Source organism: Streptococcus suis, assembly GCF_902702775.1.
Taxonomy (GTDB): Bacteria; Bacillota; Bacilli; order Lactobacillales; family Streptococcaceae; genus Streptococcus; species Streptococcus hashimotonensis.
Genome location: NZ_LR738724.1, coordinates 1232686 through 1246746, shown reverse-complemented (window position 1 = coordinate 1246746; position 14061 = coordinate 1232686). Strand labels below are relative to the sequence as shown.

The window sequence follows — 14061 nt, the reverse complement described above, 5'->3', positions numbered from 1 at the left end:
GCTTTTTGCGTGGAGGAATTATGATTATTTCTAGTGAACAAGTTTCAGTTGGACACCCAGATAAAATCTGTGATCAGATTTCAGATGCCATTTTGACGGAGTGTCTAAAGTATGACAAATCAAGTCGTGTGGCAGTTGAGACTTTAATCAAGGATAACCAAGTTGTGGTAGCTGGTGAAATTTCAACTAGACATTACTTTAATCTCGAGAACATTGTTCGTCAGGTTGTCGAGCCACTTGGTATGAAGAATGTTCGGGTAACTAACCTACTTGGACTCCAAAGCGCAGATATTGCACAAGGAGTAGATAATGGAGGTGCTGGTGATCAAGGAATGATGTTTGGTTATGCGACAGACGAAACACCTGAGTACCTGCCACTTCCTTATGTTCTAGCAACCCGAGTCCTTGAGAAACTGATGTCGCTTGGTCACCCCTTACTTGGAAAGGATGCAAAAGCTCAGGTGTCCTACGACTACAAGAAGAAACGAATTGATACCTTTTTAGTTTCCATCCAACATACTGAAACGGCCGACCTTGCTAAAGTGAAACGAATTGTGACTGAAGCTATGATGGCAGTAGCTCTTCGTTACCGTCAGAATCTAGATTTCAAAGTTCTAGTCAATCCAACAGGTCGCTTTGTACTTGGTGGTTCTTTTGCGGATGCAGGAGTTACTGGTCGAAAAATTGTGGCAGATACCTATGGTGGTTTCGCACATCATGGTGGCGGTGCTTTCTCTGGAAAAGACCCAAGCAAGGTTGACCGCTCAGCCGCATACATGGCACGAAAGATTGCAAAGGACATTGTTCGTGAAGGCTATGCGAAACGATGTGAAGTACAATTAGCCTACGCCATTGGAGTTGCAGAACCTGTGTCGGTGCATGTAGAAACCTTTGGAACCAGCCGCTACACCACACAACAACTGGAAGGAATGATTCGTGAGCGGTATGATTTAACACCAGGAGGTATCATTAAGAAACTTCATCTCTTGGATGTAGACTACACCGAGACAACTTGCTTTGGACATTTCACAAAAGCCTATCTTCCTTGGGAGAAGTAAGATGCCAAGAAGACCAAGCACACCTTGTAAACAAAATGGTTGTCCTAACCTAGTACCTTATGGGCAGAAGTATTGTGAGAACCATAAAGCAAACTACCAACTGGATAACAAGTCAACCAAAGCCAAAGGATACAATGCCCAGTGGAATAAAGCACGACTTCGTTACTTAAAAGTTCATCCACTCTGTGTTCAATGTAAAGTCAAAGGTCGATTGACCAAGGCAATAGTGGTTGACCATATTACACCCCACAGAGGTGACCAAGAACTCTTTTGGAATCAATCTAACTGGCAAGCACTTTGTAAGTCTTGTCATGATAGGAAGACCAAGACGACTGACCGATATGTGGAGTATACGTATCGATTTTAATCTTGGAGTTTCGTTACAAAAGTATCTCATTTTTCACTCATTGGGGGAGGGGGGATGAAATCTCTAAACCCTTGGGAGACTAAGACCGACGCCCCCTCAAACGTGCAATTTCGCAAAATTCGCAAGCGGGTACATTAAAATTGCTCAATTTTGACGTTCCTTCCCACCGTTATCACGTTTCTAATGTGGGGATGTAGCGTTCCCTAGTATGTAATTTTGGTAATAAAATAGTGAAAAAGGCTAGAAACAATGTAGATAATAGTTGTTTTTAGTCCTTTTTTGCTGGAAAGGAAAACAAATGGACGAAAGTCAACGCAAACAAATCTGGAAAATGCGAGCAGAAGGTCTTGGTTATGGATTCATCGGAAAGGCTACAGGTTTATCTAGAGATTCCGTTAAGAAATACTGTAAACGAAATCCAGCATTGCTTGGACATGGTGCTGCTACAAAGCAGATGGCAAAAGCCGACCAGAATGATGGACTTCGATGCCCACAGTGTTATCAAGCACTTAAAATTCATAAAATAGGTAGACCAAAGAAGTTCTGTTCGGATAAATGTCGTAAGGTTTGGTGGACAACTCATTCTGACGAACACAATAAATCAAAAACCGCATATGAAGATTTGACTTGCCAATATTGTGGCAGGTCATTTTTATCTTATGCCAATCCGAATAGAAAATATTGTAGCCATTCGTGTTACATTCAATCACGCTTTTATAAAGGAGAAACCAATGACAAGTCAACCAACAATGGAAATTAGAGAGATTCGATTATCTGAACTACACCCAGCCTCTTACAATCCTCGGAAAAAACTCAAAAAGGGTGACAAAGAGTATGAAAAGATTAAGCAAAGTCTACTAAAGTTTGGTTACGTTGACCCCATCATTGTCAATAAAGACCTGACGGTAATTGGTGGGCATCAACGATTGACTGTATTGAAGGACTTAGACTATGAAATCGCCAAATGTGTCATTGTCGATTTATCTAAGGAAGATGAAAAGGCCCTAAACATTGCCCTTAACAAAATCACCGGTCAATGGGACGACCAGCTTTTGGCGGATTTGCTTTTGGATTTACAGGAGTCGGATTTCAATCTCGACCTGACTGGTTTTGAACCACCAGAAATTGATGACATTCTCTCCAACATTCATGACAAGGAGTTATCTGAAGATGACTTTGATGTGGACGAGGAGTTGAAGAAACTGACAGTAGCAAGACGTGGGGACATCTGGCAACTTGGTAAACACCGAGTGATTTGTGGTGACTCCACTAAGGCAGAAACCTACGACCAACTTTTAGGTGATAAGAAAGTCAATCTTGTTGTGACAGATCCGCCGTATAATTGCGATGTTGAAAAGACGGCAGGTAAAATTCAAAATGACAATATGGGTGATTCTGAATTTTATCAGTTTCTTTTAGCTATGTTTACTCAAGTTGAGAACCACATGGAAGCTGACGCCTCAATCTACGTATTTCATGCGGATACGGAAGGATTGAACTTCCGTAAGGCATTTAAGGATGCTGGTTTTTATCTCAGTGGATGTTGTATTTGGAAGAAGAACTCATTAGTGCTTGGACGTAGTCCTTATCAATGGCGACATGAGCCAGTCTTATACGGGTGGCGTCAAAAAGGCAAACACCAATGGTTCAGTGACCGTAAACAGACGACCATTTGGGAATACGACCGTCCTAAGTCCAGCAAAGACCATCCAACCATGAAGCCGATTCAGCTCATGGCTTACCCTATTCAAAATTCATCCATGAGAGGGACTTTGGTATTGGATCCTTTCCTTGGGTCTGGGTCAACCCTCATTGCGGCAGACCAGACAGGACGTATCTGTTATGGGATTGAACTTGATGAGAAGTTTGTGGATGTCATTGTGAAACGCTACATGGAAGCAACGGACAATACAGATGTGACGGTAGTCCGTGAAGGTCAATCAATCAGTTATGAAGAAGCAGTGAAACAGTTAGGGGGGATGTAATGTCTAATGTTCACTATTCATTTATTGGTTCAATTGGTATAGGAACTTTGAAAGATGGCACTCAATTTAGGTTTGATAGAGACAGATTCTCACTTATAGAAGATATTAACTTCTACCGAAATAAAAATGACGATGAAGATGCAAAGTCGTACATTATTTGTGCGAAAGGCAAATATCTTCATCGTTATTTATTTGGTCATCGCCATGGATATGAAATCGACCACATTAATCTAGATACCTTTGATAATCGTTCTGAGAATATTCGTTTTTGTACGCATCAACAAAACCAAATAAATCAAGGTCTACAATCAAATAATACTTCTGGAGTAACAGGGGTTAGTTATTATAAACCAAGACAAAAATATCGTGCCAGAATCAAAATCTCTCAACGTGATATTCACCTGGGTTATTATGATACATTCCTAGAGGCAACCCAAGCTAGGAATGTTGGCATTGAATTGTTGTTTGGTGAGTACGGTCGTTATAACAAAGTTCCTGAAGTACCAAACTGGATTCGTAATAAAGTTGAGAAAATATGTAGGAATTATAAGTCATTCGCTTTAACAAATTATAGGGAGGAGACGGTATGACCTTAACTTTTCTTGATTTCTTTGCAGGAGTGGGTGGTTTTCGTCGTGGTTTGGAATTAGCTGGTTTCAAATGTATCGGTTACTGTGAAAAAGATAAATTTGCAAGAAAATCTTATGAAGCAATGTACGACACGAAAGGAGAATGGTTTCATGACGACATCACAAGCATTGACCCAACACAACTTCCAAAAGCAGATTTATGGACTGCGGGAAGCCCTTGTCAAAATGTGTCTATCGCAGGAAAGCGAGCAGGCCTATACGGTGAGCGAAGTGGACTCTTTTTTACATTTGTTGACCTCCTCCAAAGCCAAGAGGAAGAAGATAAACCCGAGTGGATACTCCTTGAAAATGTTAAGGGACTTTTATCAAGTGGCGGGGGACGAGATTATCTCGACTATCTCACTATCCTGGATGAAGCAGGGTACGACCTTGAGTGGCAAGTGTTCAATTCAAAAGACTACGGAGTTCCCCAAAATCGAGAACGCATCTACACTCTCGGACATCTTAGAAGCAGAGGTCGACGAAAAGTATTACCTATCAGCGGAGAAAGCGGTAGCCATCTTAAGCAACTTGTAGGTGGTATTCAAAGCTATCGTGTCTACGACCCTAGTGGAATTGCCACAACCCTTGTTGGTGAGGGTGGAGGACTGGGTGCTAAGACAGGTCTTTATCTTATTGACCAATCTTTGACAGAACCAAAGTTGACAGATGAGGCACGATGTATCACCGCACGATATACTGCTGGAGCTACAAAGCGGACAGCGATGAATTCTGGAGTACTCGAAATTCAACCTATTCTGACACCCAATCGAATCAATAAGCGTCAAAATGGACGTAGGCTCAAGAAACAGGATGAGCCAATGTTCACATTGACCTCTCAAGACCGCCATGGTGTTCTTGAAGGAATCAAGGTCAGAAATGGTACGAAGCAAGGTTATCAAGTTGCTGAGGTAGGTGATTCAGTGGATTTATCTTATCCCAACTCTCCAACGAGACGAGCAAGAGTTGGGAAAGGAATCGCCCATAACCTATCCTGCGGTGGTCAAATGGGTGCTGTGGTTTGGAATGATCGAGTGGTGAAAATTAGACGTTTAACCCCTAGAGAATGTTTTCGACTACAAGGTTTTTCGGATGATTTATTCGAGAAAGCCCAAGCAGTAAACTCCGATGCCCAACTGTATAAACAAGCTGGAAATGGTGTGACGGTAACAGTTGTCTATGCCATTGGATGTGCCATTCTAGCAAGTGAAAAATAGTCGAAAATACCTTCAAAATAATCTATAAATGACTGGATATAAGTCTCCTTTAGAGTTAATATGTACACAACAAAAGAAGAGGAGAACAAAACCATGACAACAACACTTGAAAAACTCTATGAAATCTACCCAACAACTGCAAGCATCATTCCTTACAAGGAATGGGTTATCGTTGCATCCAAAGGAAACAAAGAAACAGTAGTTGAGATTTACGAAATCGTTGATAGCCTTGAAGAATTTGAACTATTTGAATGCCGACTTAACCGCATATACAAGGAATCAATAATTGTTACGGATCTTGGTCACGCTGTCAAGTGGGCATTCGATATGTTTGGAGAATAACATGGACGCAAAAATTTTCAATAACCTAAAGACAATCTATCCGGTTGGTACAAAGGTTAGATTAGTTAAAATGGATGACCCCCATCCAGTTCCCAAAGGAACTCTTGGAACGGTAATTGGAGTGGATGACATTGGTTCACTCTTAGTTAAGTGGGAAAATGGCAGTTGCCTGAATGTTTTATATGGAATTGATATAGTAGAAAAGGTAATGTGAGATGTGGGAAATTATGACTCGAACAGTTGGAGACAGACATTACGTTTGTGAGTTTCTCCGTGAAGACACAACAGACCCTAGGAATATAGACGGTGCTTGGATTAGAATTCTGACAATAAAACGTGATGGTGAATATATCTACCGATATAGATATGGAAACGAAATAGATAACATGGACGACATTGATAGAACAGTTTGTCAGGCTGTTCTTGAAAACTTTAATGAACTTTAGGAAGGAACTTGAATTGAGTTCTTTTTTTTACTCTAAAGGAGGTGAGATTGTGGCAATCAGGGGGCGAAAACCAAAGCCAACGAATATGAAAATACTTGAGGGAAATCCTGGTAAGCGACCACTTCCTACGAATGAAGTCAAACCTAAACAAAAAGCCCCACGTTGCCCACAGTGGCTAGAAGATGATGCAAAGAAGGAGTGGAAACGGATGGGAAAAATTCTCGAACAGATGGGAATTTTGACCGAAATGGACATGACTGCATTTGCAGGATATTGTCAAGCTTACGCACGCTGGAAAGAGGCGGAAGAATTTCTTACCAAGCACGGCTCCATTATCAAAACCCCGAATGGCTATCTACAACAAGTCCCTCAAGTCTCTATCAGCCAGACTAACTTAAAAATCATGCTTAAATTCTGTGAACAGTTTGGTTTAACACCATCAGCACGTAACCGTTTAGCGACTATGGATGCGGCAGTTGGTACTGGTGATGAAATGGAAGATTTGTTAGGAGGGATTTTATGAGCTATCATTATGAACCAAGTCCATTCATGCTTCCAACCTCACACTATGATGAGGCAAAGGCTGACAGGGCAGTAACATTTATCAATAACCTCTCCCACACCAAAGGTAAGTGGGCAGGAAAGCGATTTGATTTGTTGCCGTGGCAAGAACAGATTGTTCGTGACCTATTTGGGATTGTGAAAGAAGATGGTAACCGTCAGTTCTTAACTGCCTATATTGAAATTCCTAAAAAGAATGGTAAGTCTGAGCTAGCAGCAGCAATCGCTCTTTATCTACTTTATGCGGATAATGAAGCCAGTGCAGAAGTTTATGGTGCGGCTTGTGACCGAAACCAAGCGTCAATCGTATTTGATGTGGCCAAGCAGATGGTGCAGATGAGTCGCCCTTTGGAAAAGCGTTCTAAGATAATGGGTGCTACCAAGCGTATTGTAAATTATTCTAACGCTGGATTTTACCAAGTTCTTTCTGCAGAGACTGGGACAAAGCATGGACTTAACGTATCTGGCTTGGTCTTTGATGAAATCCATGCTCAGCCTAATCGTCATTTGTACGATGTATTAACCAAGGGGTCAGGAGACGCAAGGGAACAACCCCTCTTTTTTATTATCACAACAGCTGGAACGGATAGGAACTCCATCTGTTATGAATTGCATACTAAAGCATTGGATATTCTGAATGGTAGAAAGAAGGACACTTCTTTCTATCCGGTGGTTTACGGATTATCCGATGAAGATGATTGGAATGATGAAGCAAACTGGAGAAGAGCCAACCCTTCACTAGGGCATACTATTGGGATTGACCGTGTTAGAGAAGCCTACCAACAAGCACTTGACAATCCTGCGGAAGAAAATGTCTTTAAGCAGCTTCGTCTAAATATGTGGACAAGCTCAAGCGTTGCTTGGATTCCTGAACATGTCTATGCCAAGGGAAATGATCCTATTCAATATGAAAGCCTCAAGGGTCGTAGTTGCTATGCAGGGCTAGACCTGTCTAGTACGTCGGATATAACAGCTTTTGTCTTGGTATTTCCTCCTAGATTTGAAGAGGAAAATTATATCGTACTGCCATACTTTTGGCTACCTGAGGATACATTGGAACTGCGGTGTCGACGTGACCATGTTCTGTACGATGTCTGGGAGCGTCAAGGCTACATCAAAACTACAGAGGGTAATGTTGTTCACTACGGTTTTATCGAAAAGTTTATTGAAGACTTATCGGAAATTTATCATATCAAGGAGATAGCCTATGACCGTTGGAATGCGACACAGATGGTTCAGAATCTAGAAGGTATGGGTTTGACCATGGTGCCTTTCGGTCAGGGATACAAGGATATGAGTCCACCTTCAAAGGAACTCTATAAACTGATGATGGAAGGTAAGATTCAACATGGTGGGCATCCAGTTCTTAAATGGATGGGACAAAACGTAGTCATGAGACAAGACCCTGCTGGTAATATCAAGCCTGATAAGGAAAAGTCAGTCGAGAAGATTGACGGTATTGTAGCACTCATTATGGGACTGGATCGTTGTATTCGTCATCAAACCGATGAAGGAAGTGTTTATGATGAACGTGGTATTTTAATTTTTTAGGATAAAAACAACCTAAATAGGTTGAATATATCCTAAAAAGTGGTAGAATAGAGAAAAGGAGGATATTGCCATGCAAATCAATATTGAAAACTTAGTCTCTATTTCTGAAGCAAATCAAAACTTTTCTAAGGTAGCTCGTATGGTCGATACGAATGGTACTGCAGTAATATTGAAAAATAATACGCCAAAGTATGTATTAGTGGACTATCAGAGTCTAATTAAAGAGGAACAGGCAACCCCTACGATTGTTGAACAATCAACATTGGATGAAGTTGCGACTTCAGTTTTATCACGCCATCTTGATGCATTTAAGGAATTGGCAAAATGAAAGTATTAACTGTTGAACAGGTTATTGAATTACACACTAGGTTAATTCAAGCTACTGGGGGTTTAGATGGTGTTAGGGATGTTGGTTTAATAGAATCTTCACTATCTTCAGCTTTTAGTACATATTTTGGTGTTGAGAAGTATCCAAGTATTGAAGAAAAGGCTGCTAGACTTTGTTATTCGCTAGTTAATAATCATGCCTTCCTTGATGGGAACAAGCGAATTGGAGTTTTTGTCATGATTATTTTCCTAGAATTAAATGGCATCGTGTTAAATCAGACTGATGATGAAATAGTGAAGCTAGGACTTGGAGTAGCTTCATCAGAATTAGATTATGATGCAATTTTAGAATACATTCGGAATCATTAAAACTTTTCTTAATGAGGATATAACTTCAAGAAAGTGATTGAACTTGGTATCTTCTTGAAGAAGGAAAGATGAAAACCATCTAAGAATAAACGATAAGCACTTCAATTGAGGTGCTTTTTTCGTACTCAAAAGGAGGAAGTATGGGACTACTAGATTTACTGGGACGTAAGCGTGCTAGAGATAAACCACATAATAGTTATGAAGGTCAGGACTTTTCATATCTGTTTGGACGAACGACCAGTGGGGAGAATGTGGATGAGTTTAAAGCTATGCAGACGACAGCTGTTTATGCTTGTGTCCGTATCTTAGCTGAAGCAGTTGCTTCATTACCCATTCATGTATATGAGAGAACGGCAACTGGAAAGGAGAAGAAGGTGGAACATCCCCTTTATTTTCTCTTGCATGATGAACCTAACCCTGAGATGTCATCCTTTGTCTTTAGAGAAACCTTGATGACCCATCTATTGATATGGGGCAATGCCTATGTCCAGATTATCCGAGATAGGAGTGGACAGGTAATTAGTCTTTACCCACTTTTACCAGATAAGATGTCAGTACATCGAGATGAGAGTGGTAAGCTCTATTACAAATACAAGCGTCAGTCAGAAGAAAATCCTAACTTTAAGGAAAAGGGTGATGCTATTTTGAGAGCAGAAGATGTTCTCCACGTTCCTGGTCTGGGTTTTGATGGATTGATTGGCTATTCTCCAATTGCCCTTGCAAAAAATGCTATCGGTATGACCTTAGCTACGGAAAACTATGGAGCTTCATTCTTTAAAAATGGTGCAAATCCTGGAGGTGTTTTGGAACATCCAGGTATTCTCAAGGATCCCAAACGAGTGAGAGATTCATGGAATGCAGTCTATAATGGGGTAACCAATGCCCATAAAGTGGCAGTTCTTGAGGAAGGGATGAAATACACTCAAGTAGGTATTCCACCTGAAGAAGCCCAGTTTCTCCAAACTAGAAAATTCCAAATCAATGAAATTGCAAGGCTCTACCGCATTCCACCTCATATGGTTGGCGACTTGGAGAAATCCTCATTTTCAAACATTGAGCAACAATCTCTAGAATTTGTTAAATATACCTTAGACCCTTGGGTAGTTCGTCTCGAACAGGCTTTCAAGAGGTCTCTTTTTTTACCCGAAGAAAAGAAAACCTACTTTGTGAAGTTAAATGTAGATGGTCTTCTTCGTGGTGACTATCAGAGTCGAATGAATGGTTATGCGATTGGGAGACAAAATGGCTGGCTATCGACAAATGATATTCGTGAACTTGAGGACTTGAATCTCCTTTCAGATGAGGAAGGAGGCAATCTCTACTTGATAAATGGAAACATGACGAAACTGAAGGATGCGGGTGGCTTTATGAAACAAGCAACGTTAGAACAAGAAACTCAATATGAGGAGGATATGGATGCATAAGTTTTGGAATTTTACAGAAGATGATAGTGGTCGAACACTTCGTATTGAAGGACAGATTGCTGATGAGACGTGGTTTGGCGATGAAGTCACGCCACAAGTATTTAAAAATGATTTACATGCAGGAAGTGGAGACATCACCCTCTGGATTAATAGTCCAGGGGGTGATGTTTTTGCGGCGGCTCAAATCTATAACATGTTGATGGATTACAAAGGTGATGTCCATGTCGTAATTGATGGCTTAGCCGCAAGTGCTGCTAGTGTCATTGCCATGGCAGGTACAACGGTTTCTATGAGTCCAGTTGCCATGATGATGATTCACAATCCTTGGACAGTCGCACAAGGTGAAGCCAAGGATATGCAGAAGGTCATTGAAATGTTGGGAGAGATTAAGGAATCCATCATCAATGCCTATGAACTAAGAACAGGACTGTCAAGAACTAAGCTTTCGCATCTAATGGATTCGGAGTCGTGGTTCAATGCCAAAAAGGCTGTTGAACTGGGCTTTGCGGATAAGATTCTCTTTGACAAACAAGAGGAACATGGAATGGAGACTGAGAGTTATTCTTTCAGTCGAACTGCTGCCCAACAAGATTTACTTGTCAAAATGCAGGCGAAACTTGAAGTCCAACAACCAAAGAAAACAATCCCAATCAATCTGTTGGAAAAACGATTGAATTTGCTCAAATAACGAAAGGAAAATGAACTGATGTCTACATTACTTGAATTGAAAGAAAAACGTAACCAAGCTTGGCAACAAGCAAAAACCTTCCTTGATTCTGTTCGAACAGAAGATGGACTTGTATCTGAGGAAGATTCCAAACGCTATGATGATATGGAAGCAAAAATCAACCTCTACAATCAAGAGATTGCTCGATTGGAGCGACAAGAAAAGATTGACCTTGAACTTGCTCAACCAGCCTCACAGGCTTTAATTGGGCAACCCACTACAGTTTTGAATGACAAGACTACTGAAGAGGAAAAGAAAGGTGTCGCTTCAGATAGCTATGCCAAGACTTTTTGGACAAGTGTTCGTAAGCGTCACTTCTTTGATGTCAAAGATGTCCTTCGAGTTGGGGAAGATACCGAAGGTGGTCATCTGGTTCCTGATGAGTATGAGAAGAAACTAGTTCAAGGATTACAAGAAGAGAATTTCTTCCGTAGCCTTGCGACTGTTATCAAAACATCTAGTGGTGAGCGTAAGATTCCTGTTGTGACAGGACATGGTTCAGCCTCATGGATGGATGAAAATGGTTTATATCCAGAAACAGAAGAAACCTTTGGTCAAGTGACACTCGACTCTCATAAGATTGGTACTGCCATTCGCATTTCAGAAGAGTTGCTAAACGATTCAGTCTTTGACCTTGAATCCTATATGACAGCTGAATTTGCTCGTCGAATTGGTACGGAAGAAGAAAAGGCATTCTTGATTGGGGATGGTTCTAAGAAACCGACAGGTATCTTTACTCAGGCAGAAGTTACAGGTCCAACGACTGCTACAAAGGATATTACCTTTGATGACATGATTGAACTGTATCATTCTCTACCAGCACCCTATCGTAAGAACGCAGTTTGGATTTTACATGATACGACTGTCAAAGCTATCCGTAAACTCAAAGATAATAATGGCAATTACATTTGGCAGCCATCCACTCAAGCTGGACAACCAGATTTGATTCTAAATCGTCCATATTATACCTCAACCTTTGCCCCACTTCCTGAAGCAGGAAACAAGGCCATTGCATTTGGTGATTTCTCATATTATTGGATTGCGGACCGTCAAGGTCGTACCTTTAAACGTCTGAATGAACTCTATGCCAATAATGGACAGATTGGTTTTCTTGCTTCACAACGTGTTGACGGTAAGTTAGTCCTACCTGAAGCCGTGAAGACACTAACAGTAAAGGCTAAGTAGTCATGGTTAGTTTAGTAGAAGCAAAACAGTATCTCAAAGTGGAACACGATGATGAGGATGGACTGATTGGGCAGTTGCTTGAAACCAGTCAACAACTCTGCGAAGATATTTTGCGACAATCAATTTATTCAGACGTTCTAAAGACGGCAATCCTTTATGGGGTTGCCTATCTTTATGAACACAGAGAAGATGCCAATCATAAGGAGTTGAAAGAGACACTCTATCATTTGTTGTTGGCCGAACGAAAGGATGTGTTCTGATGAAGATTGCACCGTTGAGGGAACGCTTGTCATTTCAGATTCGACAGATTGTTCAAGATGAGATTGGCAATGAAACTTCGACATGGATACCTTTATTTGACCGGTGGTGCTCTTGTCGTCCTCTCACCTTGACCGAAAGGGATGGGAGTGTGACGAAACTGGAACAAGAGAAAGTCCAGTTCACCCTCAGGTATGAAAAGGCAATTCTTGGACTTCATTCCTTAACGACTCACATTCAATTTCGTGGTCAAACCTATGAGATTGAGTCTATTGATGGAGATACAGTGCGACGTCAACTGATTTACATCGTCGCCATTAGGGAGAATAGTTATGACTAGAGTTGAACTAGATTCACTAGAAACTGCCATCACATATGAGCTGGCGGAATTTGTAGAGGATACAACAGAGGTGATGCGTGAAGTTGTAGAGGAAGTCACCCAGGAATCCATCGTAACCTTGAAAGCAACGTCTCCTAGAAAGAGTGGTTCTTATGCCAAAGGGTGGAAGAGTAAAGCGACGATTGATACCAGTACAGGACTAACCAAGACCATTCATAATCGAACGCCAGGTCTGACACATCTCTTAGAAAATGGTCATGCCAAAAGCTCTGGTGGGCGAGTTGAGGGGATAAAGCATATCGCTCCCGTTGAGAAACAAGCGATACAATCCTTAGAAGAAAAGCTGAGAAAGCGAGTGTGATAGGACATGTTACTGAGTGAAATGTACTCCATTCTCAAAGAATTACAGCTCCCACTCGCCTACCATCATTTTGAAGAAGGGAGTCGTCCAAGACCACCGTATCTAGTATATTTGGTGACTGATTCAGAAAATCATGGTGCAGACAATTGGTCTTATCATAAGCAGACTAACCTGCTAGTGGAACTCTATACCACTAAGAAAGATTTAGCAATTGAACAAAAGGTGGAGTCATTATTTGACAGCCACCTTATTTATTTTGAAAAAGTAGAGACCTATATCTCATCAGAGAAACTCTACCAAATAACCTATTACATCACATTACATGGAGGATAATATGGCTGAAAAGAATAAGGTCACCTTTGGACTACAAGATGTCCATTGGGCAGAAGTTACAAGCGAAGGTTCTGATGGTACGTTGACATACGGCAATGTAGAACGACTTCGTGGTGCTGCAGAATTAACCCTCGAACCAACAGGAGATAAGGGTTCTTATAAGGCAGACAATATCAATTTTTATACAACAGAGTCAAATGATGGCTATGAGGGAACACTAAAAGTTGCCCTTCTAACGCAGGAATTTTTGACACGAGTCCTTGGAGAACAGTTGGATGCGACGACGAACACCATTTCAGAGATCGCAAACAGCGAAAAGAAAAATTTTGCGTTGATGTTCCGTTTTGAAGGGGATAAAAAAGAAACATTACACGTTTTGTATTATTGTTACGCATCTCGTCCGACTGTTGGTTCAAAAACCAAGTCTGGTTCAGATATCAATGAGGTAGAGTTGACCTTTACTGCCAGTCCTCGCCCACTTGATAAGGTTGTACGTCGACGAACAACAGAGGAAACGAGCGATGAGATTCGTGAAAACTGGTTCAAGGCAGTTTTTGAGCCTCGTAAGTAAGGGAGAAGGC

20 protein-coding genes are annotated in these 14061 nt (G+C 41.1%); all 20 read left to right on the top strand.

Going from position 1 to position 14061, the window contains the following annotated elements; all coding sequences use genetic code 11:
* The first annotated feature begins 20 nt into the window (after positions 1–20).
* The 20 genes from metK (at position 21) to GPW69_RS06075 (ending at position 14051) form a co-directional block, all read left to right on the top strand.
* Complete coding sequence (gene metK / locus GPW69_RS06175; protein WP_074391912.1) at positions 21–1058, top strand: methionine adenosyltransferase; 1038 nt, start codon at positions 21–23, stop codon at positions 1056–1058.
* Between the two features lies 1 nt (position 1059).
* The gene (locus tag GPW69_RS06170) at positions 1060–1425 is read left to right on the top strand and encodes an HNH endonuclease signature motif containing protein (RefSeq protein WP_074391913.1); all 366 of its coding nucleotides are present in this window, start codon (positions 1060–1062) and stop codon (positions 1423–1425) included.
* Positions 1426–1723: 298 nt separating this feature from the next.
* Positions 1724–2185 carry a hypothetical protein gene (locus GPW69_RS06165; RefSeq protein WP_074391914.1) on the top strand — a complete coding sequence of 154 codons (462 nt, stop codon included), beginning with the start codon at positions 1724–1726 and terminating at the stop codon, positions 2183–2185.
* A complete protein-coding gene (locus GPW69_RS06160) occupies positions 2157–3410 on the top strand; it encodes a site-specific DNA-methyltransferase (protein WP_074391915.1) in 1254 nt (417 codons plus the stop codon). Before GPW69_RS06165 ends, GPW69_RS06160 begins: the two co-directional genes overlap by 29 nt.
* Entirely contained in the window at positions 3410–4000 is a 591-nt protein-coding gene (locus tag GPW69_RS06155) for an HNH endonuclease (RefSeq protein ID WP_074391916.1), read from the top strand. The genes GPW69_RS06160 and GPW69_RS06155 overlap by 1 nt, the downstream gene beginning before the upstream one ends.
* A complete protein-coding gene (locus tag GPW69_RS06150) occupies positions 3997–5256 on the top strand; it encodes a DNA cytosine methyltransferase (RefSeq protein ID WP_074391917.1) in 1260 nt (419 codons plus the stop codon). Before GPW69_RS06155 ends, GPW69_RS06150 begins: the two co-directional genes overlap by 4 nt.
* A 93-nt stretch (positions 5257–5349) precedes the next feature.
* Positions 5350–5598 (top strand): Nmad4 family putative nucleotide modification protein, encoded by a 249-nt coding sequence (locus tag GPW69_RS06145; RefSeq protein ID WP_024409992.1) that lies wholly within the window; start codon positions 5350–5352, stop codon positions 5596–5598.
* A 1-nt stretch (position 5599) separates the two neighbouring features.
* On the top strand, positions 5600–5812 hold the full coding sequence (locus GPW69_RS06140; RefSeq protein WP_024407635.1) for a DUF4314 domain-containing protein: 213 nt from the start codon (positions 5600–5602) through the stop codon (positions 5810–5812).
* 281 nt (positions 5813–6093) lie between these two features.
* On the top strand, positions 6094–6567 hold the full coding sequence (locus GPW69_RS06130) for a phage terminase small subunit P27 family (RefSeq protein WP_074391919.1): 474 nt from the start codon (positions 6094–6096) through the stop codon (positions 6565–6567).
* On the top strand, positions 6564–8156 hold the full coding sequence (locus tag GPW69_RS06125) for a terminase large subunit (protein WP_074391920.1): 1593 nt from the start codon (positions 6564–6566) through the stop codon (positions 8154–8156). Before GPW69_RS06130 ends, GPW69_RS06125 begins: the two co-directional genes overlap by 4 nt.
* 70 nt (positions 8157–8226) lie before the next feature.
* Entirely contained in the window at positions 8227–8484 is a 258-nt protein-coding gene (locus GPW69_RS06120) for a type II toxin-antitoxin system Phd/YefM family antitoxin (RefSeq protein ID WP_044679088.1), read from the top strand.
* Positions 8481–8852: a type II toxin-antitoxin system death-on-curing family toxin gene (locus GPW69_RS06115; RefSeq protein ID WP_024399328.1), complete on the top strand. Its 372-nt coding sequence runs from the start codon at positions 8481–8483 to the stop codon at positions 8850–8852. The genes GPW69_RS06120 and GPW69_RS06115 overlap by 4 nt, the downstream gene beginning before the upstream one ends.
* Before the next feature lie 140 nt (positions 8853–8992).
* Positions 8993–10276: a phage portal protein gene (locus tag GPW69_RS06110; RefSeq protein ID WP_074391921.1), complete on the top strand. Its 1284-nt coding sequence runs from the start codon at positions 8993–8995 to the stop codon at positions 10274–10276.
* Positions 10269–10964 carry a head maturation protease, ClpP-related gene (locus GPW69_RS06105; RefSeq protein WP_074391922.1) on the top strand — a complete coding sequence of 232 codons (696 nt, stop codon included), beginning with the start codon at positions 10269–10271 and terminating at the stop codon, positions 10962–10964. Before GPW69_RS06110 ends, GPW69_RS06105 begins: the two co-directional genes overlap by 8 nt.
* 18 nt (positions 10965–10982) lie before the next feature.
* Entirely contained in the window at positions 10983–12188 is a 1206-nt protein-coding gene (locus tag GPW69_RS06100) for a phage major capsid protein (RefSeq protein WP_029173174.1), read from the top strand.
* A gap of 2 nt (positions 12189–12190) precedes the next feature.
* Entirely contained in the window at positions 12191–12448 is a 258-nt protein-coding gene (locus GPW69_RS06095) for a head-tail connector protein (protein WP_074391923.1), read from the top strand.
* Entirely contained in the window at positions 12448–12786 is a 339-nt protein-coding gene (locus tag GPW69_RS06090; RefSeq protein ID WP_074391924.1) for a head-tail adaptor protein, read from the top strand. The genes GPW69_RS06095 and GPW69_RS06090 overlap by 1 nt, the downstream gene beginning before the upstream one ends.
* Positions 12779–13147 carry an HK97 gp10 family phage protein gene (locus GPW69_RS06085; RefSeq protein WP_074391925.1) on the top strand — a complete coding sequence of 123 codons (369 nt, stop codon included), beginning with the start codon at positions 12779–12781 and terminating at the stop codon, positions 13145–13147. Before GPW69_RS06090 ends, GPW69_RS06085 begins: the two co-directional genes overlap by 8 nt.
* 6 nt (positions 13148–13153) lie before the next feature.
* Positions 13154–13480: a hypothetical protein gene (locus GPW69_RS06080; RefSeq protein ID WP_074391926.1), complete on the top strand. Its 327-nt coding sequence runs from the start codon at positions 13154–13156 to the stop codon at positions 13478–13480.
* 1 nt (position 13481) lies between these two features.
* Positions 13482–14051: a major tail protein gene (locus GPW69_RS06075; protein ID WP_018374763.1), complete on the top strand. Its 570-nt coding sequence runs from the start codon at positions 13482–13484 to the stop codon at positions 14049–14051.
* Positions 14052–14061: the final 10 nt, after the last annotated feature.

What these genes read in the sequence shown, in the direction of transcription:
- metK (WP_074391912.1), top strand. Translation starts at nt 21, where the DNA reads ATGATTATTTCTAGTGAACAAGTTTCAGTTGGACACCCAGATAAAATC.
- GPW69_RS06170 (WP_074391913.1), top strand. Translation starts at nt 1,060, where the DNA reads ATGCCAAGAAGACCAAGCACACCTTGTAAACAAAATGGTTGTCCTAAC.
- GPW69_RS06165 (WP_074391914.1), top strand. Translation starts at nt 1,724, where the DNA reads ATGGACGAAAGTCAACGCAAACAAATCTGGAAAATGCGAGCAGAAGGT.
- GPW69_RS06160 (WP_074391915.1), top strand. Translation starts at nt 2,157, where the DNA reads ATGACAAGTCAACCAACAATGGAAATTAGAGAGATTCGATTATCTGAA.
- GPW69_RS06155 (WP_074391916.1), top strand. Translation starts at nt 3,410, where the DNA reads ATGTCTAATGTTCACTATTCATTTATTGGTTCAATTGGTATAGGAACT.
- GPW69_RS06150 (WP_074391917.1), top strand. Translation starts at nt 3,997, where the DNA reads ATGACCTTAACTTTTCTTGATTTCTTTGCAGGAGTGGGTGGTTTTCGT.
- GPW69_RS06145 (WP_024409992.1), top strand. Translation starts at nt 5,350, where the DNA reads ATGACAACAACACTTGAAAAACTCTATGAAATCTACCCAACAACTGCA.
- GPW69_RS06140 (WP_024407635.1), top strand. Translation starts at nt 5,600, where the DNA reads ATGGACGCAAAAATTTTCAATAACCTAAAGACAATCTATCCGGTTGGT.
- GPW69_RS06125 (WP_074391920.1), top strand. Translation starts at nt 6,564, where the DNA reads ATGAGCTATCATTATGAACCAAGTCCATTCATGCTTCCAACCTCACAC.
- GPW69_RS06120 (WP_044679088.1), top strand. Translation starts at nt 8,227, where the DNA reads ATGCAAATCAATATTGAAAACTTAGTCTCTATTTCTGAAGCAAATCAA.
- GPW69_RS06115 (WP_024399328.1), top strand. Translation starts at nt 8,481, where the DNA reads ATGAAAGTATTAACTGTTGAACAGGTTATTGAATTACACACTAGGTTA.
- GPW69_RS06110 (WP_074391921.1), top strand. Translation starts at nt 8,993, where the DNA reads ATGGGACTACTAGATTTACTGGGACGTAAGCGTGCTAGAGATAAACCA.
- GPW69_RS06105 (WP_074391922.1), top strand. Translation starts at nt 10,269, where the DNA reads ATGCATAAGTTTTGGAATTTTACAGAAGATGATAGTGGTCGAACACTT.
- GPW69_RS06100 (WP_029173174.1), top strand. Translation starts at nt 10,983, where the DNA reads ATGTCTACATTACTTGAATTGAAAGAAAAACGTAACCAAGCTTGGCAA.
- GPW69_RS06095 (WP_074391923.1), top strand. Translation starts at nt 12,191, where the DNA reads ATGGTTAGTTTAGTAGAAGCAAAACAGTATCTCAAAGTGGAACACGAT.
- GPW69_RS06090 (WP_074391924.1), top strand. Translation starts at nt 12,448, where the DNA reads ATGAAGATTGCACCGTTGAGGGAACGCTTGTCATTTCAGATTCGACAG.
- GPW69_RS06085 (WP_074391925.1), top strand. Translation starts at nt 12,779, where the DNA reads ATGACTAGAGTTGAACTAGATTCACTAGAAACTGCCATCACATATGAG.
- GPW69_RS06080 (WP_074391926.1), top strand. Translation starts at nt 13,154, where the DNA reads ATGTTACTGAGTGAAATGTACTCCATTCTCAAAGAATTACAGCTCCCA.
- GPW69_RS06075 (WP_018374763.1), top strand. Translation starts at nt 13,482, where the DNA reads ATGGCTGAAAAGAATAAGGTCACCTTTGGACTACAAGATGTCCATTGG.